General features: G+C 63.8%; 24 protein-coding genes. 5 read left to right on the forward strand and 19 right to left on the reverse strand.

All coding sequences use genetic code 11. The features are described 5' to 3' along the window. Positions 1–377: 377 nt before the first annotated feature. Positions 378–1,118 (forward strand): hypothetical protein, encoded by a 741-nt coding sequence (locus tag ACZ1JS_RS10120; RefSeq protein ID WP_465165971.1) that lies wholly within the window; start codon positions 378–380, stop codon positions 1,116–1,118. Between the two features lie 189 nt (positions 1,119–1,307). Here the strand turns inward: ACZ1JS_RS10120 and ACZ1JS_RS10125 are convergent, their stop codons facing one another. Beyond that, the gene (locus ACZ1JS_RS10125) at positions 1,308–1,718 is read right to left on the reverse strand and encodes a hypothetical protein (RefSeq protein ID WP_465165972.1); all 411 of its coding nucleotides are present in this window, start codon (positions 1,716–1,718) and stop codon (positions 1,308–1,310) included. Positions 1,719–1,861: 143 nt separating this feature from the next. Here ACZ1JS_RS10125 and ACZ1JS_RS10130 point away from each other — a divergent pair, with 143 nt between their 5' ends. The 4 genes from ACZ1JS_RS10130 to epsC all read left to right on the forward strand — a co-directional run bounded on the left by ACZ1JS_RS10130 (position 1,862) and on the right by epsC (position 7,295). Continuing rightward, complete coding sequence (locus ACZ1JS_RS10130; RefSeq protein WP_465165973.1) at positions 1,862–4,393, forward strand: AAA family ATPase; 2,532 nt, start codon at positions 1,862–1,864, stop codon at positions 4,391–4,393. A gap of 150 nt (positions 4,394–4,543) precedes the next feature. Next, positions 4,544–5,749: a hypothetical protein gene (locus ACZ1JS_RS10135; RefSeq protein ID WP_465165974.1), complete on the forward strand. Its 1,206-nt coding sequence runs from the start codon at positions 4,544–4,546 to the stop codon at positions 5,747–5,749. Between the two features lie 265 nt (positions 5,750–6,014). Then, positions 6,015–6,266 (forward strand): hypothetical protein, encoded by a 252-nt coding sequence (locus tag ACZ1JS_RS10140; RefSeq protein WP_465165975.1) that lies wholly within the window; start codon positions 6,015–6,017, stop codon positions 6,264–6,266. Positions 6,267–6,446: 180 nt separating this feature from the next. Beyond that, entirely contained in the window at positions 6,447–7,295 is an 849-nt protein-coding gene (epsC, locus tag ACZ1JS_RS10145; RefSeq protein ID WP_465168671.1) for a serine O-acetyltransferase EpsC, read from the forward strand. A gap of 158 nt (positions 7,296–7,453) precedes the next feature. Here the strand turns inward: epsC and guaA are convergent, their stop codons facing one another. The 18 genes from guaA to rplN all read right to left on the reverse strand — a co-directional run bounded on the left by guaA (position 7,454) and on the right by rplN (position 21,357). Beyond that, a complete protein-coding gene (guaA, locus tag ACZ1JS_RS10150) occupies positions 7,454–9,010 on the reverse strand; it encodes a glutamine-hydrolyzing GMP synthase (RefSeq protein WP_465165976.1) in 1,557 nt (518 codons plus the stop codon). Between the two features lie 296 nt (positions 9,011–9,306). Further along, on the reverse strand, positions 9,307–11,394 hold the full coding sequence (locus tag ACZ1JS_RS10155) for a prolyl oligopeptidase family serine peptidase (RefSeq protein ID WP_465165977.1): 2,088 nt from the start codon (positions 11,392–11,394) through the stop codon (positions 9,307–9,309). 202 nt (positions 11,395–11,596) lie between these two features. Further along, positions 11,597–12,019 (reverse strand): 50S ribosomal protein L17, encoded by a 423-nt coding sequence (gene rplQ, locus ACZ1JS_RS10160; protein ID WP_242116032.1) that lies wholly within the window; start codon positions 12,017–12,019, stop codon positions 11,597–11,599. A gap of 235 nt (positions 12,020–12,254) precedes the next feature. Then, entirely contained in the window at positions 12,255–13,319 is a 1,065-nt protein-coding gene (locus tag ACZ1JS_RS10165; RefSeq protein ID WP_242116031.1) for a DNA-directed RNA polymerase subunit alpha, read from the reverse strand. 93 nt (positions 13,320–13,412) lie between these two features. Beyond that, the gene (gene rpsK / locus ACZ1JS_RS10170; RefSeq protein WP_055763349.1) at positions 13,413–13,802 is read right to left on the reverse strand and encodes a 30S ribosomal protein S11; all 390 of its coding nucleotides are present in this window, start codon (positions 13,800–13,802) and stop codon (positions 13,413–13,415) included. Positions 13,803–13,913: 111 nt separating this feature from the next. Next, positions 13,914–14,282 (reverse strand): 30S ribosomal protein S13, encoded by a 369-nt coding sequence (gene rpsM / locus ACZ1JS_RS10175; protein WP_242116030.1) that lies wholly within the window; start codon positions 14,280–14,282, stop codon positions 13,914–13,916. Between the two features lie 352 nt (positions 14,283–14,634). Next, the gene (locus tag ACZ1JS_RS10180) at positions 14,635–15,279 is read right to left on the reverse strand and encodes an adenylate kinase (protein ID WP_465165978.1); all 645 of its coding nucleotides are present in this window, start codon (positions 15,277–15,279) and stop codon (positions 14,635–14,637) included. A 25-nt stretch (positions 15,280–15,304) separates the two neighbouring features. Then, the gene (gene secY, locus ACZ1JS_RS10185; protein ID WP_242116028.1) at positions 15,305–16,672 is read right to left on the reverse strand and encodes a preprotein translocase subunit SecY; all 1,368 of its coding nucleotides are present in this window, start codon (positions 16,670–16,672) and stop codon (positions 15,305–15,307) included. A gap of 235 nt (positions 16,673–16,907) precedes the next feature. Next, positions 16,908–17,438 carry a 50S ribosomal protein L15 gene (gene rplO, locus ACZ1JS_RS10190; protein ID WP_345876542.1) on the reverse strand — a complete coding sequence of 177 codons (531 nt, stop codon included), beginning with the start codon at positions 17,436–17,438 and terminating at the stop codon, positions 16,908–16,910. A 98-nt stretch (positions 17,439–17,536) separates the two neighbouring features. After that, positions 17,537–17,713 (reverse strand): 50S ribosomal protein L30, encoded by a 177-nt coding sequence (rpmD, locus tag ACZ1JS_RS10195; RefSeq protein WP_055790366.1) that lies wholly within the window; start codon positions 17,711–17,713, stop codon positions 17,537–17,539. A gap of 6 nt (positions 17,714–17,719) precedes the next feature. Beyond that, on the reverse strand, positions 17,720–18,433 hold the full coding sequence (rpsE, locus tag ACZ1JS_RS10200) for a 30S ribosomal protein S5 (protein ID WP_242116026.1): 714 nt from the start codon (positions 18,431–18,433) through the stop codon (positions 17,720–17,722). 3 nt (positions 18,434–18,436) lie between these two features. Beyond that, entirely contained in the window at positions 18,437–18,793 is a 357-nt protein-coding gene (gene rplR / locus ACZ1JS_RS10205; RefSeq protein ID WP_056456253.1) for a 50S ribosomal protein L18, read from the reverse strand. Next, positions 18,793–19,326 (reverse strand): 50S ribosomal protein L6, encoded by a 534-nt coding sequence (rplF, locus tag ACZ1JS_RS10210; protein WP_055763327.1) that lies wholly within the window; start codon positions 19,324–19,326, stop codon positions 18,793–18,795. The genes rplR and rplF overlap by 1 nt, the downstream gene beginning before the upstream one ends. Next, positions 19,326–19,721 carry a 30S ribosomal protein S8 gene (rpsH, locus tag ACZ1JS_RS10215; RefSeq protein WP_033921102.1) on the reverse strand — a complete coding sequence of 132 codons (396 nt, stop codon included), beginning with the start codon at positions 19,719–19,721 and terminating at the stop codon, positions 19,326–19,328. The genes rplF and rpsH overlap by 1 nt, the downstream gene beginning before the upstream one ends. Positions 19,722–19,732: 11 nt before the next feature. Next, on the reverse strand, positions 19,733–20,038 hold the full coding sequence (gene rpsN, locus ACZ1JS_RS10220; RefSeq protein WP_055756896.1) for a 30S ribosomal protein S14: 306 nt from the start codon (positions 20,036–20,038) through the stop codon (positions 19,733–19,735). Between the two features lie 59 nt (positions 20,039–20,097). Further along, positions 20,098–20,682, reverse strand: a complete 585-nt coding sequence (rplE, locus tag ACZ1JS_RS10225) for a 50S ribosomal protein L5 (protein ID WP_465165979.1) — start codon at positions 20,680–20,682, stop codon at positions 20,098–20,100. Beyond that, complete coding sequence (rplX, locus tag ACZ1JS_RS10230; protein WP_345876539.1) at positions 20,675–20,989, reverse strand: 50S ribosomal protein L24; 315 nt, start codon at positions 20,987–20,989, stop codon at positions 20,675–20,677. The genes rplE and rplX overlap by 8 nt, the downstream gene beginning before the upstream one ends. Continuing rightward, positions 20,989–21,357 (reverse strand): 50S ribosomal protein L14, encoded by a 369-nt coding sequence (rplN, locus tag ACZ1JS_RS10235; RefSeq protein ID WP_055996097.1) that lies wholly within the window; start codon positions 21,355–21,357, stop codon positions 20,989–20,991. Before rplN ends, rplX begins: the two co-directional genes overlap by 1 nt. Between the last annotated feature and the right edge of the window lie 10 nt (positions 21,358–21,367).

Here is a 21,367-nt window from a genome sequence, read left to right on the forward strand (position 1 = left end):
GGCATTGGCATTAGCCCACTCTATGGTGGCATTGCCGCCGGCACAGGTCGGCAGGTGAGCCGGCCGATACCCTGAAAAGACGCGCATAAGCCGTCGAATTCGGATGAGCGAAGAGCAGGCTGCCAACGCTTCATAGCCAGACGTTCGCACAATCTCGCGCCGATGCCCTTCTCAGGTTCGTGCCCTAGCTCGCGCTCCAGAGCAGTCGCCAACCTTGTCAGCTTGGCAGGCGGAGCAATAGTCGATGCGTAAGACGTCCATGCTGTTAGCGAACTTGATAACCGAAGCTCAGGCCGTCCAAGCTAACGGGAGTGAGCGAAGGCGGTGATATGAAAAGCAGCATCCTGAACCATCTCGACGCCTATGACCGCGCTCGAATGGTCGACACCCTGAAATTCATCCTTGGCAAGCTGTCGGCCAGCGCATCGTCGAACGCCGGATGGGGTGATCGCGGACGCGGCCACATCTATTTCGAGCATCTGCGCTGGTTCCCTCCCGAGATGCAGGACATCCGCCTCACGATCGACTCCGAGCGGACCGTGCTTCGTCATCGGTTCATGGCCGGTGGAAAGCATCGGAATTGCATCATCGTCGAAACTTGCGACGGCATCCGTCCCTCGCGTGGCGAAACGCGGGAGGATGCGTGCATCCGCGTCCAGCAGTGGCTAGCCAATGTCGAGGAACCCGACGAAGTCGGATTGATGGAGGACTTCCAAGTCCGGAGGCGCCTTGCCGCGGAGGCACTGCTGGCGGCGGCGTGCCGCCTAGACGACGGCTGGTCGAGCGCGTCGGCGGCGATGGGCACGCGGGGGTCGGCGCCTTGCATAACGCTCGGCTATCCCGACGACCGCCGCCTCGCGCGATACTGCGTCTTGGACGAGGCGCCCTGCGATGGCACCTTGTCGGCCGCACTTCGCTTGGCGCTGCAATCCGAAACGCCCCCGCGACACCTTATTTCTATCAAGACCGTGACCGATCCGATACCGACTTTCACCTTCGGTCCGCCGCCTGTCATTCGCATCAGGAGCGACGACGTCTCTCCGGTCGCGCGCCTCACCGCCATCGCCGATGCCCATGAACATGGCTTTGAACTGCTTCCGGGCAAAGGCCGAGGCTGAGGCCGGTTTGATGGTGCCGTCCAAAGGCTGAGCGAGCGGACCAAAAGGCCACCTTTGCTCGCGCAACCTACCTTTCAAGGCCGAACGCGAGGATGCAAGGAACAGGGCCAGCAATCAGTGATCTTCCGCCAGAACGATTAACGCGACTGGCTTGGGCCGACATCCGGACGTCCATTTGCCACTCAAACCCTAATCTTCGGATTTTACCTCGACGGGACGCCACGTCGTCATGCCCGGCGGCGCAGCATACTCGGCCTCGAAGGTCGCGGCACCCGTTCTGCTGAAGATGCCGTGACCTGACAGGGTGACGGTGCTTCCGTCCCGCGCCTGCCCGATGATCGTGACGAGGGCGTCAGACCCTACCCATGCGTCAGCCTCTGCGACCCCGCGCGGTCGAACAGCGCAATAGTAGCGCATGGATGAGGCGAAGCGCTCGTCATCCGCATTGGGGATCAGTTCCTCGCGTCCCTCCTCGATCTCGATATCGATGCAGTGGATCGCCTCCACTTCGCCGTCTTCGCTCCGCGCGACGACGTGCGCGTCGGTGAGAACCCACCGTGCCGCGGCGCGTGGTCCGAGGTCGTTGTCGTCGGCAGCCATTAGCATCCCTTCATCTTCGAAAGGCGAACACTGGTCACGTCGTGGTGCTCGAGCCGAGTTCAGCTAAGGCGCGATACAGCTGCGTTCGCTTTCCGTGTGGAACCCCGATAGGTTGGCTTCTCGCTCGAACCGCGAGGTCATGCATGCGCCTGGAAGCCGTCTACGCCCGATTTTACAAGTCGTTCAACTTCGACGGTGTCCGCAAGTCTCACTCCGGCGCAAAGCCGGATGCATGGGATCTGATCGATGGCGACTTCTACCCTTACGTCGTCATCAGCATCGACCCCCGGATCACGGCTGTCGTGGGCGCAAACGAGTCCGGAAAAAGCCACCTTCTCGGAGCCATAAAGAGTGCGATTACGGCCGAGGACATCGAGCAGCGCGACCTTTGTCGATACTCCCCTTTCTTTAGCGTCGAGCGCGGCAAAACTTCTTGGCCGCATTTGGGTCTGCGCTGGTCCTCCTTGGATGAGAGGGAAGTAGAGGCGCTTCGGGCAGCGGTGCCGGACGCTCCTGCGAGGACTACCAGTTTTCATATGTTTAGGGAAGGACGAGACGTGTTGCGCCTGTTCTTTCCGAACGGAAAAGGTGAACCGATCGAGATCAGATATACTGGCGAGGAAGCAAGAAATTTCGGTCGCAACTTCCTACCTCGTCCATTCGAAATCAAGGCGGGCGTGGGTTTGCCGAGCGCGGTGCCTCTCGCTTGGCTGCGTGACGAGATCGCGCCCACATCAGCTCTTGCGTCCAGACGCGGACGGGCGGCCGTGCTGGAGGCGGGGGCATACATATTGGACAACCTTCCCGCCGACGCACAACAGTTCACCAGCATCGCGTCTGGCCTTTTCACGCAGATCAACGGTTACCGCGGCGCACGCCGTGCAGCGACTTCCGACGAGGATCCCAAAGCTCTCGCGCTCGCACGCGATCTTCTGGTCAGACTGGCGCTGGTCGATCCGGAACGTCTCGCCGATCTCGCCAAGGCCATCGATGAAGGCGATGACGGCCACGCCAACGCTTTGGTTGCCAGAATAAACCATCAGCTTGCCCGGCATCTGAACTTCCCGAAATTCTGGGTGCAGGACCGGGACTTCTCTATCAGGGTGTCGCCCCGCGACGTGGACCTTGTTTTCACCATTCAGGATCGGACCGGAACGGAATACACCTTCAAGGAGCGCAGCCACGGACTGAAGTATTTCCTATCCTACCTCATTCAGGCACAGACGAGGGAGCCATCGGCCGATCGGGCCGAGATACTCCTGATGGACGAACCGGACGCCTTCCTTTCCGCCGAGGCGCAGCAAGATCTGCTCAAGATTTTTGATGGCTTCGCCCAGCCTGAGGGCGGAGCCCGGCCGGTCCAAGTGGTCTATGTCACGCATTCGCCCTTCCTCCTCGACAAGAACCGGGCGGAGCGTATCCGCGTTCTGCAGAAGGGTCGGGCTAGCGAAGGCACTCGCGTCATCCGCAACGCTTCGCGCAACCATTACGAACCCCTGCGCTCCGCTTTCGGCGCATTCGTCGGCGAAACCGCGTTCATCGGTTCCTGCAACCTGCTTGTCGAGGGTGCCGCCGATCAGGTGCTGCTCGCCGGCGCGTCGCGGCTGATCCGCGCGGGGGCTGGTCCGGGCCGCGGCGACAGTCTCGACCTCAACCGCATCGTCATCGTGCCGTGCGGTTCGGCCGGGCAGATGCCCTACACGGTCTACCTCGTCCGTGGGCGCGACACCGAGAAGCCGCCAGTCATCGCGCTGCTCGACTCCGATGCTGCGGGAAAGAGCGCTGCCAAGGCGCTGCGGGGCGGTGAGAAGCGCATCGGTCGCTTGATCAAACCAGAATACGTCCTCGACGTAGGCACCGCGGTCGAGGCCGATGGGTCCGGGCGCACGCCTGTGGAGATAGAAGATCTCGTTCCAACGTCCCTCGCCGTTCGGGCCGCCAACGAATACTTTCGGGAGATCGAGGAGTTTCGCGGCGAGAGACCCGAACCGTTCAAGGTCGAAGAGCTGCCGATGCCAATCCCCGCAGATCAATCGATCTTTGACGCGCTGAACGCCTTGGCGGAAAATCGTGGCCGTCACATCGACAAGATCGGCTTTGCACGGGCAGTCATCACCATCTGCGAGAACGATGGGACCGGCGAGCCGGACGTCGCTGCCTTCCTGGCCCGCATGCGACCCCTGTTCCGCAGGCTGACCGAAATCCAGCGGGCTGCAGAACGCGATGCATCCAGGGCGCGCATCTCCTCCCTTGTCGATCGCATTCAAGGCAACTTCCGTCGCGACCATCCGGATGCCGCCACCGCCGAACAGGCCCTCCACATGCTTGAGGACGTAGTCGACGTGTTGGACGATTCGCGTGAGGCGGATGCCGTCAGGACTCGCTTGCTGCAGCTACGCCGCGACTTCGGCCTTGATGACCTTGAGACCTCGAGCATCGATCGCTACCCGACGTTTCTGAATGAACTCGCCGGCCTGAAACACAGTTTCGAGCACATCGAGGATCAACAGCTTGAAGTCCGCGGCCAGGACGACCTCTCGACCGCAAAGGCCAACGATGGACCCCGTGAGCCGAGGCGGTCACGGCCTCGGCCGTCGAATGGCGATGGACGCACGGCGGTAGGCACCACACCGCGACGCCGGAAATCAGGAGCGCCGAAACCCTCTGCAAACTAGGGACGATCACCACTCCCAATCGCCGGCGAGCCATAGATCGTAACCGTTCGTGGCGTTGCCCCGCAATCGAGACCAATTGCCCCGCTGAACCATTGGCGTCCGCCCCCCATCCGGCACCATGTCACTGCTCCCGCAAGAAGGAGCATCGCCGTGGCCCGCAACGACCCTCCGACCGCAGCATCCGCACCCGGCCAGTGGGCTGCCTGTCCGCCCGACACGGTCCCGATCACGGTCGTGCGTGCCGAACTGGTCAGGACCGGCGGCACGCATCGCGTCTGGATCCTGCGCGAACTGCGCTGCGGCGAGGTCGTCGTCGCCGGCGGGCCGGTATGGTCGCGCTCGACCGGGGATGAGGTCGCGGCCACGGATGCATTCGAAGGGCTGATGATCGTTGGTGACGATCTCGTCTTCCTCGCCGAGGCGGCTCTCGTCCTCGATCCCGGTAACGTCGATGCTGTCGTCGACCAGCACGTCGCGAATGCCGTCAAGGCCAGGGAGACGGCGCGCATCAAGGCGGCCGAGAAGGCGGCGAAGGCGGAGGCCAAAGCCGCCCGCGACCGCAAGATCGGCGTCTACTTCACCGGCGACAAGAAGAAGCCCGTGGTCGAGATGCGGCGCGGCCCGCTCTCCGCCCCGTTCCTGAAGCTGCATTTCGGCGCCGAATGGGAGCGCGACCGCTTCTGGGACTGGTTCGCCTGGCAGACCCACCGCCACGACGAGATCGAGGCGAAGGTCGCCGAGCTCGGCGTGGAGCCGGTGCGCCGCGAACTCCTCTACGAGATGCTGGCGTCCAGAAGGATCGGGGGCCGGGCGAAGCCCTGGGCGTCGATCTTCGGTGCTCTGCTGAGCGGTGAAACGCCCTTCTGGCTCGATGGCGACGGGCCAACCACAATGACGATCAGGGTGCGACCGGCTGATCTGGCGGCCTTCGATCGGATCGACGATTACGCGATCGCTCCCTGGATCAGTCCCACGATCAGTCAGGCGGACGCTGCCGAAATGCTTAACATCAAATCGGCCGTTGTGAGCAACCTCGCGCCCGGCCTCGGATTGCCATTCACCCTCAGCGGGCGCATGCTGGCTGCCGATCGCAACACCGTCGAGCACATCGCCGCTGCGGTCGCTTGGGACATGGAGATCTCGTGGCATCTCGGCGTTCGGTTCGGCAAGGTGGAGGCCGAACTGACGGCCCGCGGTATTGAGCGTCTCGGGACGGGCTGGTGTCGTAATACGCTGATCGCGGAGGCCATTCTTCCCCGACCGACCTTGTCGGCATCAAGAATGACGGACAGTCGCGTTCCCTCCGCTGCGGCGACAAGCGTGCGAGATTATGCCCCGGACTGTCATTCGACTTGAGTTTTTCCATGTTTTCGGCCATCGCAAAATACCGCTGCGGCCACCCAATGTCATAATAAGGTGGTGCCAGTGGCCGCTGATTTCCCGGCACCATTACCCGCACATCGATCGCACCGTACCGGCCAGTATCCGGTGCGCATGCGCGCGCCGCAATGATAGTCGAACATTACCCTACTAAAGTAATAGGATTATAGTCTCCCCGGTTCCGCTGCGTACAACAGGCGTTGCAACGGTCGCTTCCGGGCGGCGAACAGGGAGATCGGGTTTGACCAAATTCATCGCACCGCTGGCGGCTTTCGCGCTGGTCGGGCTGGCCGGATGTTCGGGTAACGAGCCGACCAGCGACGCCAACGCATCGTTCGAAAGCAATCTGACCTCGGTGGACGAGCCGCTGGCGAACGATGCCGCATTTGGCAACGAAGCCCTGTTGTCGAACGATACCACGCTCGCGACCGATCCGACGCTGAACGCATCGACCGTCGATCCGACGCTGAACACCACCGGCAACAGCTTCTGAGTTTCGCCGCGCTCCGGCGCGGTGCCCGTGACGCTTTGGTAGCTCCCTAAGCGTAACCTCCGGCCGGGCGTCTTCATGTCGCCCGGCCCTTTTTGTTTCGAAGCGATCCGCGTGGCCCAAGCAGACGACGACCGCCGCCATATCATCGATCACGCGACCCGCGCCCTGTCCAGCGCGCGCATGGCCTGGCGACAGGCGCAGCCAAGCCGGCAGCAGCCGGCGATCTTTCCGTCGCGGACGACGCTGCAGCAGGCGGTGGAGCTATTGTCGCATGCCCTCTTCCCGGGACGGATCGGCGGGTTTGCCGGCGGGGCGGCAGCGGAGGACGGGTTCGTCGCCGACCGGCTGAGGGCAGCCTTCGCTTTGCTGGACGAAGCGATCCGTGCGGAGTTCGCCTATTGGCAGGACGTGTCGGCGATCGATTTCGCACCCGATCGTCCGGCGGAGATCCTGCGGCTGTTCGCAGGTACGCTGTCGCGGGTGCGGGCGTTGATCGATACCGATGTCGCGGCGATCTTTCGCGGCGATCCGGCGGCGCGCAGCGTCGATGAAATCCTGATCTGCTATCCCGGCGCGATCGCGATCCTGCACCACCGACTGGCACATGAACTCGATTCGCTCGGCGTGCCGATCGTCGCGCGGATCGTGTCGGAGATTGCGAACGAGCGCACCGGGATCGACATCCATCCGGGCGCTACGATCGGTCCGGGTTTCTTCATCGATCACGGCACCGGCGTTGTGATCGGCGAGACCGCCGTCATCGGCGCGCGGGTGCGGTTGTATCAGCATGTCACGCTGGGCGCGCGGACGCCGCATCGTTCGCAACCGCGCACCCGAAGCGGCCCGTTCGCCGAGCGGATCGCCCGGCATCCGATCGTCGGCGACGATGTCGTCATCTATGCCGGGGCGACGATCCTCGGCCGGGTGACGATCGGCGACCGGGCGGTCATCGGCGGCAATGTCTGGCTGTTGCAGGACGTACCGGCGAACAGCGTGCTCATGCAGCCGGAGGCGGTGGCGGTCGGATAGCGTCCGGGCGTCTATCGCATCGCCTCAGCACCCCGCTTGCGCGGGGCGAATGATCCGGGGCCGATCGTCCCCCGGACGATCGTCTCTCTGTGCAGCGACCGGCTATCGCCGGCCGAATGACACGGCACAAATCGTCCCCCGGACGATTTGAGTCCGTGTCATTCCCATTCGATCGTGCCGGGCGGCTTGCTCGTATAGTCGTAGGTGACGCGGTTGATGCCCTTCACCTCGTTGATGATGCGGGTCGCGACGCGCGGCAGGAAGTCGCCGGGGAACTGGAATGCCTGCGCGGTCATGCCGTCGGTCGAGGTGACCGCTCGCAGCGCGAGGACGTTGTCGTAGGTGCGGCCGTCGCCCATCACGCCAACGCTGCGTACCGGCAACAGTACCGCGAATGCCTGCCAGATCGTGTCGTACAGACCGGCGTTGCGGATTTCCTCGAGATAGATGGCGTCGGCCTTGCGCAGGATGTCGCAGCGCTCGCGGGTAACTTCCCCCGGAATACGGATGGCAAGGCCGGGTCCGGGGAACGGGTGGCGACCGACAAACACATCGGGCAGGCCCAGTTCGCGGCCCAGCGCGCGAACCTCGTCCTTGAACAGTTCGCGCAAGGGTTCGACCAGCGCCATGTTCATCCGCTCGGGAAGGCCGCCGACATTGTGGTGGCTCTTGATCGTCACCGACGGACCGCCGGTGAAGCTGACGCTTTCGATCACGTCGGGGTAGAGCGTGCCCTGTGCGAGGAACTGCGCACCGCCCAGCTTGTTCGCCTCCGCCTCGAACACGTCGATGAAGGTCTTGCCGATGAACTTGCGCTTGGCCTCCGGGTCGGTGACGCCGGCCAGACCGTCCATGAACAGGTCCTGCGCATCCACATGGACCAGCGGGATATTGTAGTGGCCGCGGAACAGGCTGACGACCTGTTCGGCCTCGCCCGCGCGCAAAATGCCACCATCGACGAATACGCAGGTCAGCTGCTCGCCGATCGCTTCGTGGATCAGCAGCGCCGCGACCGAGGAGTCTACCCCGCCCGACAGGCCGCAGATGACCTTGCCGTCGCCGACCTGTTCCCGGATCTCGGCGATCTTCGCCTGACGGAACTCGGCCATTGTCCAGTCACCGGCCAGACCGCAGACATGGCGCGCGAAATTGGCAATGAGCTTTCCGCCATCGGGGGTGTGGACCACCTCCGGGTGGAATTGCACGCCATAATAGCGGCGATCGTCATCGGCGACGACGGCATAGGGCGCGCCGGGGCTGGTCGCGACGGTGCGGAAACCGGGAGCGAGCGCGGTGACCTTGTCGCCATGGCTCATCCACACCTGATGCCGGTCGGTCTTCGCCCAAAGCCCGTCGAACATCGCGCAGTCGTCGCCGACTTCGATATAGGCTTCGCCGAACTCGCCCGAATGCCCCTTCTCGACATTGCCACCCAATTGCTGGGTCATGACCTGCTGGCCGTAGCAGATGCCGAACACCGGCACGCCCGAATCGAAGATCGCCTGCGGCGCGCGGGGCGATCCTTCGTCGCACACCGATGCGGGTCCGCCCGACAGGATCACGCCCTTGGGCTGCATCCGCGCGAACGCTTCCTCGGCCTTCTGGAATGGCGCGATTTCAGAATAGACGCCGGCCTCGCGCACGCGACGCGCGATGAGCTGCGTCACCTGGCTGCCGAAGTCGACGATCAGGATGGAGTCGGGGGTCTCGTTCATCCGCACCCGATAGCAGAGGTTCCGGGGTGTGCCAGCCCTTTGGGGGTAGTGCTTTCGGGTTCACGCGAAGGCGCGAAGGGAAGGAGGAGGTAGTTTTCGCGCAGAGGCGCGGAGGCGCAGAGGCGTTGCGATCTTGGCAATCGTTCCGCGATCGGGAGACGACTTCATCCCCTGCCCCGGCGTTCAAGGCCGCTGGCGCGGCGGAAGCGTTTCGCCAGCGAAACCCCTCCGCGCCTCTGCGCCTCTGCGCGAACCAATCCTTCTTCCCTTTGCGTCTTCGCGCCTTCGCGTGAACCTTACCCGATCGGCTTCACTTGCATGCCGGTCCATTTGGCGATGAACGCCCACAGATCGGCGGTTTCCTCGATCACCTTGTCGGTCGGCTTGCCCGATCCGTGGCCGGCGCGCGTTTCGATGCGCACCAGATGCGGCTTCGGTCCCAAATCCTTCGACTGGATCATCGCGGTATATTTGAAGGTATGGCCCGGCACGACGCGGTCGTCGGTGTCGGCGGTGGTGGCGAGGATCGCCGGATAGGTCACGCCCGCCTTGACGTTGTGATAGGGCGAGTAGCTGAGCAGATTGCGGAAATCGGCTTCCTTGGCGGGCACGCCGTAATCGTCGACCCAGTAGCGCCCGGCGGTGAAGCGGTCGAAGCGCAGCATGTCCATCACGCCGACCGCCGGCAGGGCGGCGGCGAAGAGGTCGGGCCGCTGGTTGACGACCGCGCCGACCAGCAAGCCGCCATTCGAACCGCCCTGAATTGCCAACTGTCCCTTCGACGTGATCCCTTGCGCGATCAGGTCTTCGCCGGCGGCGATGAAGTCGTCGAACACATTCTGCTTGTTCAGCAGCTTGCCGCCGTCATGCCATTCCTTGCCATATTCACTGCCGCCACGGATGTTGGCGACGGCGAGCACCCCGCCCTGTTCCAGCCACGCGATGCGGCCGGCCGAGAAGCCCGGCAGGATCGGCACGTTGAACCCGCCATAGGCATAGAGCAGCGTCGGCGCCGGCCCCTTCACGTCCTTGCGCTTGACGATGAACATCGGGACCCGGGTCCCGTCCTTCGACGCATAGAAGCGCTGGCGGACGTCATACTGCGCCGGATCGAAGGCGACCTTCGGGCTGGCCCAAGGCGTGACCGCGCGGGTCGCGACGTCGTAGCGATAGATGGTGGTCGGGGTGGCGAAGCTCGAAAAGGCGAAGAAGCCTTCGTTGTTGTCGAGTTCGCCACCGACGCCGCCGACCGTGCCGATGCCGGGGAGCGCGATGCTGCCATCGGGCTTGCCGTCGAGCGTGAAGCGCTTCACCTCGGTCTTCGCATCGACCAAATAGGCGGCCATGATCCGCCCGCCGACCAGCGAGGCACCGTTCAGCACCGCCTTGTCTTCGGCCACCACTTCCTTCGGCGTCGGGTTCGCAGCCGCCATGTCGAGCGTGACGATGCGCAGCCGCGGTGCGCCCTGCGTGGTCGTCAGGTACAGCGTACTGTCCTTCGATCCGATCGTCGACCAGTCGACATTGTCGGTATTGACGATCGTCCGCGGCTTGTCGTTCGGCTTGGTGAGGTCGAGGACCGCGATCTCGGTATGATCGCCGGGGCCGCTGGTCGAGATGACCAGCCAGCGGCCATCGTCGGTGATGCCCGGGTAGAAGGTATAGCGCGGCTGGTCGGGCCGTTCGTAGATCAACCGATCGGCGCTTTGCGGCGTGCCGAGCTTATGGAAATAGACCTGCGCATTCAGGTTCTGGCTCTGGAATTCCTGCCCCTTTTCCGGGGTCGGGAAGCGGGCATAGTAGAAGCCCGATCCGTCCTTCACCCATGACGCGGTCAGGCCGTATTTGACCCAGTCGATCTGATCGTCGAGCGTCTTGCCGGTATCGACGTCCAACACGCGCAGCTTGCGCCAGTCGCTGCCGCCATCCTGGATCGAATAGAGCAGCCGCTTGCCGTCCTTCGACGGCGCCCATTCGGCAAGCGCGGTCGCGCCGTCCTTCGACCAGCCATTGGGATCGATCAACACCCGCCCCTGCCCGTTCAGGCTGTCGCGGACGTAGAGCACCGACTGGTTCTGGAGTCCCGAGTTGCGGCTGTAGAAATAGCGACCGCCCTCGCGCGCCGGCACGCCGAACCGCTCATAGTCGAACAGCTTTGTCAGCCGCTGCTTGAAGATATCGCGGCCCGGCAGCGTCGCCAGATAGGCGTCGGTCACCTTGTTCTGCGCCGCGACCCATGCCGCCACCTCCGGATCGTTGCGGACGTCGTTTTCGAGCCAGCGATAGGGATCGGCGACCTTCACCCCGAATTGTTCGTCGACCTGATCGACGGTGCGGGTCTGCGGATAGGCGATGCTCTGGGCAAGGGCGGTCGTGCTGGTCATCAGGCAGGCAATCGCGACAAGGGCATGGCGGTACATCGTTGCTCCATGGGCAGGCGGCCGGACCGGTATCCGGTGTTACCGACTACGATAGGCCCTGCTTCGTCCCGCGCAACCCCGCGATACAATGTTACGCGAGCAAACGAAAAAGGGCGGCCGTACCGCAGTACGACCGCCCCTCCCTGTCACTCGACCGAAACACCGATCAGGCGGCTTCGTCGAAATCCTCTTCGCTCAGCACCGGACCCGAATCCTGGCCCTTCGCCGATACGTCGCGGTCGACGAATTCGATGATCGCCATCGGCGAGGCATCCGACGCGCGGATACCGGCCTTGATGATGCGGGTATAGCCGCCGTTCCGATCGGCATAGCGGGTCGCCAGCACGTCGAACAGCTTGGTCAGCTGCGCATCGTCGAGCAGACGGGCATGGGCCAGACGACGGTTCGAGAGACCGCCCTTCTTCGCCAGCGTGATCAGCTTTTCGACGTAGGGACGCAGTTCCTTCGCCTTGGCGACGGTGGTGGTGATCTGCTCATGCTTGATGAGCGCGGCCGACATGTTGCGGAACAGGGCCGCACGATGGGCCGAGGTACGCTGCAGCTTACGGCCGCCGACGCGATGACGCATGGGTAGTTCCTTCGTTCGTTAAGGGGCCGTGTCACGGTACCCCAGAGCAGGTGGCTGTTAGAGGCCGCCACCGGTTCGCCTGTTCGCGGCAAAGTTCACTAAGTTCACACTTGCCGCGTGTTCGTTTGGGTGGCCCGACATGGGCAAAGCCCATGTCGTCGGACGAGCTGAAAGCTCGCCGGCCGGGCTGTCGCCGCCTCCGGACTAGCTTGCGCTACTCCGGTGCGGCTCGGCCTCACCCCATTATTTCCTGTTCAAGCTTCTTCGCCATCTCTTCGATGTTCTCGGGCGGCCATCCGGGGATGTCCATGCCGAGGCGAAGGCCCATCGACGACAGCACTTCCTTGATTTCGTTCAGCGACTTGCGACCGAAATTCGGGGTGCGCAGCATCTCGGCCTCGGTCTTCTGGACCAGATCGCCGATATAGATGATGTTGTCGTTCTTAAGGCAGTTGGCCGAGCGGACCGACAGTTCGAGCTCGTCGACCTTCTTGAGCAGATAGCGATTGATCTGCGCGGTATCGCCCTGACCTTCGCTCTGCGGCGCTGCCACCTGCGTGCCGACGACGGCCGCGCGCGGCAAAGCCGAATCGTCGAAGTGGACGAACAGCGCAAGCTGATCCTGAAGGATGCGACCGGCATAGGCGAGCGCGTCTTCCGGGGTCACAGTGCCATCGGTTTCGACGGTCAGCGTCAGCTTGTCGTAATCGAGTTCCTGCCCGACGCGGGTGTTCTCGACCTTGTAGCTAACCTGACGGACCGGCGAATACAGCGCGTCGACCGGGATCAGACCGATCGGCGCATCGGCCGGACGGTTGCCGGCGGCGGGCACATAGCCCTTACCGACATCGGCGGTCAGTTCCATGTTGAGCGTCGCGCCGTCGTCCAGGTGGCACAGGACCAGATCCGGGTTCATCACCTCGATATCACCGGTGACGGCAATGTCGCCGGCCTTCACTTCGGCCGGGCCGGTGACGGACAGCTGCAGACGCTTCGGGCCTTCGCCCTGCATCTTCAGTGCGATCTGCTTCACGTTCAGCACCATGTCGGTCACGTCCTCGCGGACGCCGGCAAGGCTGGAGAATTCGTGAAGGACATTCTCGATCTTGATCGAGGTAACGGCGGCGCCCTGCAGCGACGACAGCAGCACGCGGCGCAGCGCGTTGCCGAGAGTCAGGCCGAACCCACGCTCGAGCGGTTCCGCGACGAAGGTCGAACGGCGCTTGGGATCGCCGCCCGGCTTCTTCTCGAGGCCGCTCGGCTTCTTGAGTTCCTGCCAGTTCTTAGCGTTGACGGACACGGGCTTCCCCTAGCTTGGCGGCGCGGAAAGGACGGGTCCGCGCCATGAAAGAACGGCCCCGCCGGACGAACCCGGCGAGGCGGCAGGCACGGATCAGACGCGGCGACGCTTCGACGGACGCACGCCGTTGTGCGGGATCGAGGTCACGTCGCGGATCGACGTGATCTGGAAACCGACCGCCTGCAGCGCGCGCAGCGCCGATTCACGACCCGAACCCGGGCCCTTCACTTCGACTTCGAGCGTACGCACGCCGTGATCGGCAGCCTTGCGGCCGGCATCCTCGGCAGCGACCTGCGCGGCATAGGGCGTCGACTTGCGCGAGCCCTTGAAGCCCATCATGCCGGCCGACGACCACGAGATCGCGTTGCCCTGCGCGTCGGTGATGGTGATCATGGTGTTGTTGAAGCTGGCGTTCACATGCGCGACGCCGGCGGTGATGTTCTTGCGCTCGCGACGGCGAAGGCGCTGCGGTTCACGTGCCATTGTTGGTAATCCTGACCTGAGTATCGTGCGTGGTACGGAGATCGGGAGGCAGTCTGCCTCTTACCTGTCTCCGACGGAGAAGAAGTTAAAAACAGTCCCCCGGACTGTTTTTTACTTCTTCTTACCCGCGATCGGCTTCGCCTTGCCCTTGCGGGTGCGCGCGTTGGTGTGCGTGCGCTGGCCGCGGACCGGCAGGCCTTTGCGGTGACGCAGGCCGCGATAGCAGGCGAGGTCCATCAGACGCTTGATGTTCATCGCGGTCTGGCGACGCAGATCGCCTTCCACGGTGTGGTTCGCGTCGATCGCTTCGCGGATCTGCAGCACTTCCTGGTCGCTCAGGTCCTGCACGCGACGTTCGGCGGTGATGCCGAGCTGATCGGTAAGTTCCTTGGCCTTGGCCGGGCCGATGCCGTGAATATACTGCAGCGCGATGACGACGCGCTTGTTGGTCGGGATATTAACACCCGCGATACGTGCCATGAACTAAATTCTCCCAGCTCCACGAGGCACCGCATGGCAGCGGCCCCTCATCTCGTAGCGTTGCGCCCCATAACGCACGATCGCGGCGAACGCGCGGAAGCGCCGCCGTAAACCGGTATGTCGGGGTGTTGTGCTGATAAGGACCGATTCGGGCAGTGTCAACCGGCGCCGGGAACCAAATTCCGATTGCGGCGTGGACCGGGGTACTAGGGCACCCGCTCCATTATGCGTCACCCCAGCGCAGGCTGGGGTCTCAATGGGGCAGTTGACACGCCTGCCAACCGAGAGACCCCAGCCTGCGCTGGGGGTGACGATAGTAATGTGTCGGGGGGACCGAAGCCCCGACATTCCCCTATTTCCCGAGAATAGCGCCGATCTGCGCGGTCACGTCGTCCATATCGGCCATGCCGTCGACGCGGTGGACGATCCCGCGCGATTCGTAGAGGGGCAGGATCGGCGCGGTCTTGGCCCGATATTCAACCATACGGGTCCGCACCGTGGCTTCGTTGTCGTCGGGCCGGCGCTTGAACTCGGTCGAGCCGCAAGCGTCGCAGACCCCGGCAACGAGCGGCTGCTTGAACCGGTCGTGATAGCCCGCCCCGCAATTCGCGCAGGTGAAGCGTCCGACGATGCGTTCGACCAGCGCGTCCTCGTCGACGACCAGTTCGATCACATGGGTGAGTTGGCGACCGCGATGTTCGAGCAGGAGGTCGAGCGCGTCGGCCTGCGCGGCGGTACGCGGATAGCCGTCAAAAATCGCACCCTGGTCGCCCAGCTGGTCGAGCCGTTCGCCGATCAGCGCCGATACGATCGCGTCGGATACCAGTTCACCGGCGTCCATCACCGCCTTCGCCTGAAGACCGACCGGGCTGCCGGCCTTTACCGCCGCGCGCAGCATATCGCCGGTCGACAGCTGGACCATGCCGCGGGTCAACTCGAGGCGCGCTGCCTGCGTGCCCTTGCCTGCCCCCGGCGGTCCGAGAAGGATGATGTCCATTGCTGCCCCTTTAGTCCTGTTGCGCTCAGCCGCGCAGGCGTCCGCCCTTGAGCTTCGCCTTCTTGATGAGATCGCCATACTGGTGGGCCAGCAAGTGCGACTGAATCTGCGTTACCGTGTCCATCGTGACGTTGACCACGATGAGCAGGCTCGTCCCGCCGAGATAGAAGGGAATCGACAGTGCCGAAACCAGATATTCGGGCAACAGGCAGATGATGACCAGATAGGCCGCGCCGATCACCGTGATCCGGGTCAGGACATAGTCGAAATAGTTCTCGGTATTCTTGCCCGGGCGAATGCCGGGAATGAACCCGCCATAGCGCTTCAGATTGTCCGCGGTCTCCTCGGGATTGAAGACGATCGCGGTGTAGAAGAACGAGAAGAACACGATGCCCGCGCCGTACAGCAGCATGTAGAGCGGCTGGCCATGCGCCAGATACTGGTTCAGCGTGATGATGAAATCGCCCCAGCGGCTCTCGCCCGCCGTCGCCTGCCCGGCGAACTGGGTGATCGTCACCGGCATCAGCAGCAGCGAGGAGGCGAAGATCGGCGGGATGACGCCCGCGGTGTTGATCTTGAGCGGCAGGTGGCTGCGATCGGCCTGTACCCCGCGCGCGGTCTGACGCTTGGGATACTGGATCAGGATGCGGCGCTGCGCGCGCTCCATGAAGCAGATGAACAGGACGAGGCCAGCGACGGCGGCGATGATGCCGATCAGCGTCAGCGGATTCATCGTGCCCGAACGGCTGCCTTCGAACAGCTGCAGCAACGTCGTCGGCAGATGCGCGACGATACCGGCCATGATGATGAGCGAGATGCCGTTGCCGATACCGCGGCTGGTGATCTGTTCGCCCAGCCACATCAGGAACATGGTGCCGCCGATCAGCGAGATGACCGCCGCGATGCGGAAGGTCATGCCCGGTTCGATCACCGCCTGCGCGCCGGCCGAAGCGCCGAACGCCTCCAGCCCGACGGCGATGGTATAGCCCTGAATCGCGGTCAGTGCGACCGTGCCGTAGCGGGTATATTGGTTCAGCTTCTTGCGGCCCGATTCGCCTTCCTTCTTGATGGCGGCGAGCTGCGGGCTGAGCGAGGTGGCGAGCTGCACGACGATCGACGCGGTGATATAGGGCATGACGCCCAGCGCGACGACCGACATACGCGTCAGCGCACCGCCCGAAAAGGTGTTGAAGAAGTCGAGGACGCCGCCCTGCGTCTGGTTGGCGAGCAGGCCGAGCTGGGTCGGGTCGATGCCCGGCAGCGGCACATAGCTCAGCATGCGGAACACGATGAGCGCACCGAGCGTAAACCACAGGCGCTTTTTGAGTTCGGTCGCCTGGCCGAATTTCGACAGATTGAGATTGGTCGCAAGACCGTCTGAGGCGGCTGCCATGGATATGTCCCGAATGATGCTGGCGGGCCGTCAGCCCACCCCCCGGGCGACCATATAGGGGTTGCTGCCGGGATGTCTAAGGGGGAGCATGCTCACCCCCTAGGAAACCGTTCGGTTCGAGCAGCTTCGAGCGCGGTCGAGAAGAGTCCGTCGAGAACTCCCGCCCAGCGGAACCGCGTTCTCGACTCGCGCTCTCGACAGGCTCCACCGCTACTCGAACCAAACGGAAGCGGGTTTACGCGTGCGCAGCCTTCTTGGCGGCGAGCGTCTTGCCCTTCTTCGCAGCGGCCTTTTCGTGCGCGGGCACGACTTCGATCACCGACACCGAACCACCGGCCTTTTCGACCGCTTCGATCGCCGACTTCGACGCACCGGCGACGGTGAAGGTCAGCTTGGCCGTCAGCTCGCCCTTGCCGAGCAGACGCACCCCGTCCTTGCCACCACGGGCAAGGTTCGCGGCCTTCAGCGCAGCATGGTCCAGCGTGGCACCGGCCTCGATCTTGCCGGCGTCGACCGCCTTCTGGATCGCGCCGAGATTCACTTCGGCATAATCCTTGGCGAAGATGTTGTTGAAGCCGCGCTTCGGGATCCGCATGTGGAGCGGCATCTGGCCGCCCTCGAACCCGGCGATCGACACGCCTTCACGGCTCTTCTGGCCCTTCTGGCCGCGACCGGCGGTCTTGCCCTTCCCCGAGCCGATGCCGCGTCCGACGCGCATCTTGCTCTTGCGGGCGCCTTCATTGTCGCGGATTTCGTTGAGTTTCATGTGTTGCACTCGCTTTCGCTATGTTCGCGCTTGAGAAAAGAGGAAGGGGGCCGCTTAGCCCCCTTCCCCATCTTTGTCACCGGTAAAGGTGGAAGGCCTCAGCCTTCGACCGAAACCATGTGCTGCACCTTGCGGATCATGCCGCGCACCTCGGGGGTGTCGGTCAGTTCCACGGTCTTGTGCATCTTGTTGAGGCCGAGACCGATCAGCGTCGCGCGCTGATCCTTGGTCCGGCGGATCGGCGACCCGGTCTGGGTGATCTTGACGGTTGCCATCGCTCGTTACTCCACGATCGCCGCGGCATCAGCCTCGGCGGTCTGCGATCCACCGCGACCCAGCAGGTCGGCGATCTTCTTGCCGCGACGCTGTGCCACCGCCTTCGGCGACGACTGGTCGTTCAGCGCCTCGAAGGTCGCGCGGATCATGTTGTACGGGTTCGACGTGCCGACCGACTTCGTCACGACATCGGCAACGCCGAGCGATTCGAAGATGGCGCGCATCGGACCGCCGGCGATGATGCCGGTACCGGCCGGAGCCGAACGCAGCGTCACGCGGCCAGCACCGAAGTGGCCGTTGCCGTCATGGTGCAGCGTGCGACCGTCGCGCAGCGGAACGCGGACCATCGCCTTCTTGGCAGCGGCCGTCGCCTTCGAAATGGCTTCCGGCACTTCGCGCGCCTTGCCATGTCCGAAACCGACGCGACCCTTGCCGTCGCCGACGACGACCAGCGCCGCGAAACCGAAGCGCTTGCCGCCCTTCACGGTCTTCGACACGCGGTTGATGTGCACGAGCTTTTCGATCAGCTCTTCGCCACCATCCTCGGCGCCGCGACGATCGTCACGACGGCCACGGTTGCCGTCACGGCCGCCACGGCCACGGTTGTCGCCGCCGGGGCCGCCACGACCACGGCCACCACGGGGCCCGCGGCCCTGCGGCTGCTCGCCACCCGTCGCTTCGACGGCGGGCGCTTCGGCCTGATTGTTTTCGTCAGCCATGTCTTAGAACTCCAATCCGGCTTCGCGGGCGGCCTCGGCCAGCGCCTTGACGCGGCCGTGGAACAGGAAGCCGCCACGGTCGAACACGACCTGCGTCACGCCGGCGGCCTTCGCCGCTTCCGCAACGCGGGTACCGACGCCCTTGGCGGCATCGATGTTCGCGCCCGAGGTGCCCCGCACGTCCTTTTCCAGGGTCGATGCGGCCGCAACGGTGTGACCCGCCGCGTCGTCGATGACCTGGGCATAGATGTGCTTGCCCGAACGATGGATCGACAGCCGCGCACGGCCGCCCGAACGCGCCTTCAGCGCGGTGCGATTGCGCCGACGGCGCTTCTCGAAGAGGGAGAGACCCTTGGTCATTACTTCTTCTTCCCTTCCTTGCGGAAGATGAACTCGCCGTCGTACTTGATGCCCTTGCCCTTGTACGGCTCGGGCTTACGCCAACGACGGATCTCGGCAGCGATCTGACCGACCTTCTGCTTGTCGATCCCGCTGATTTCGATCGTGGTCTGATCGGGCGTCTTGATCTCGATGCCTTCCGGCACGTCGATGTTGACGTCGTGGCTGTAGCCGAGCTGCAGCTTCAGGTTCTTGCCCTGGGCCGCGGCGCGATAGCCGACGCCGGTGATCAGCAGCTTCTTGGTGAAGCCGGTGGTCACGCCGGTGATCAGGTTCTGCACGAGCGTACGCTGCATGCCCCAGAACGCGCGAGCACGCTTGGTGTCGTTGGCCGGCTGCACCGAGATGGTATCGCCTTCGACGGCATAGGCGATGTCGTCGGCCAGCGGCAGCGTCAACGTGCCCTTCGGGCCCTTAACGCTCAGTTCGCGCCCTGCGATGTTGGCGGTCACGCCGGCCGGAACCGGGACTGCCTTCTTACCGATGCGGCTCATCAGAAGACCTCCGCGAGCACTTCGCCACCGACATTCTGTTCGCGCGCTTCGGCGTCGGACAGAACGCCACGCGGCGTCGAGACGATGGTGATGCCAAGGCCGTTGCGGACCTTCGGCAGTTCCTGCGAACCCGAATAGACGCGGCGGCCGGGCTTCGAGACGCGCGCGACGTGCTTGATCGCCGGCTGGCCTTCGAAATACTTCAGCTCGATGCGGATGCCGGCCGCGGGGCCCATCTGCTCTTCGCTGTAGCCACGGATATAGCCCTCGCGCTGCAGCACGTCGAGGACACGGGCCCGCAACTTGCTGGCAGGCGTCAGGACCGAGTCCTTGCGCGCGCGCTGGCCGTTGCGGATGCGGGTGAGCATGTCACCCAGGGGATCGGTCAATGCCATTGCTGTGTTCCTTACCAGCTCGACTTCGTGACGCCGGGGATCAGGCCCTTATTGGCCAGTTCACGCAGCATGACGCGGGCGAGACGGAACTTGCGATAATAGCCGCGGGGACGACCCGTCAGCTCGCAACGGTTGCGGATGCGGGTCGGATTCCCGTTGCGGGGAATCTCGGCCATCTTCAGCCGCGCGATCAGACGCTCGGTTTCGTCGAGCGACTGGTCGGCTGCGATCGCCTTCAGCTTCGCATATTTGGGTGCGAACTTCTTGACGAGCGCGCGACGGCGCTCGTTCTTGTTCACGGAACTCAGTTTCGCCATGGACTTAAGCTCTCTTCGTTAAAGCGAACGGCCGCCCCCGTGACCGGGGGCGGACCGGATTAGGCCGCCTTCTTTTCTTCGACTTCCGCTTCCTGCGGGAAGGGGAAGCCGAACAGACGCAGAAGCTCGCGAGCTTCGTCGTCGGTCTTGGCGGTGGTGGTCACGATCACATCCATGCCGCGCACCTTGTCGATGCGGTCATAGTTGATTTCGGGGAACACGATCTGTTCCTTGATGCCGCAGGCATAGTTGCCACGGCCGTCGAACGACTTCGGGTTCAGGCCACGGAAGTCGCGGACGCGGGGGAGCGCGATGGTGATGAAGCGATCGAGGAATTCGTACATCCGCTCGCGGCGCAGCGTGACCTTGCAGCCGATCGCCATGCCTTCACGCAGCTTGAACTGCGCGATCGACTTCTTCGCCTTGGTGACGACAGGCTTCTGGCCCGCGATCAGTTCCATTTCGGAACTGGCCTGCTCGACCTTCTTCTTGTCCTGCGTCGCTTCGCCCACGCCCATGTTCAGGACGATCTTTTCGATCCGGGGCACTTCGAGCGCGTTCTTGTAACCGAACTTCTCGGTCATCGCCTTCACGATGCGATCGTCATAGATCGACTTCATGCGCGGCGTGTACTTATCAGCCATTGATGACCTCCCCGCCCTTCACGGCGACCCGGACCTTCTTGCCGTCACGCACTTCGAAGCGCACGCGGCTCGGCTTGCCGTCGACGACATGCGCGACCTTGCTGACGTGCAGCGGCGCTTCCGAGCGCACCAGCCCGCCCTGCGGGTCGGCCTGGTTCGGCTTCTTGTGGCGCACGGCGATGTTCACGCCGGCAACGACGACCTTGCCGTCCTTCGGCATCGACTGGGTGACCTGGCCGGTCTTGCCCTTGTCCTTGCCCGACAGGACGATCACGGTGTCGCCCTTCTTGATCTTGGCAGCAGCCATTACAGCACCTCAGGGGCGAGCGAGATGATCTTCATGAAGCCTTTCGAGCGCAGCTCGCGGACCACCGGGCCAAAGATACGGGTGCCGATCGGCTCCTCGTTCTTGTTGACCAGCACCGCGGCATTGCCGTCGAAGCGGATCACCGAACCGTCGGTGCGACGGATGTCCTTGGCGGTGCGAACGATGACGGCGCGATGCACGTCACCCTTCTTCACGCGGCCGCGCGGAGCGGCTTCCTTGATGCTGACGACGATGACATCGCCGACGCCGGCCGTGCGGCGCTTCGAGCCGCCCAGCACCTTGATGCACTGCACCCGCTTCGCGCCGCTATTGTCCGCGACGTCGAGATTGGATTGCATCTGAATCATGGATGCGATT

It is taken from the genome of Sphingomonas sp. BL-S-05 (assembly GCF_055521695.1).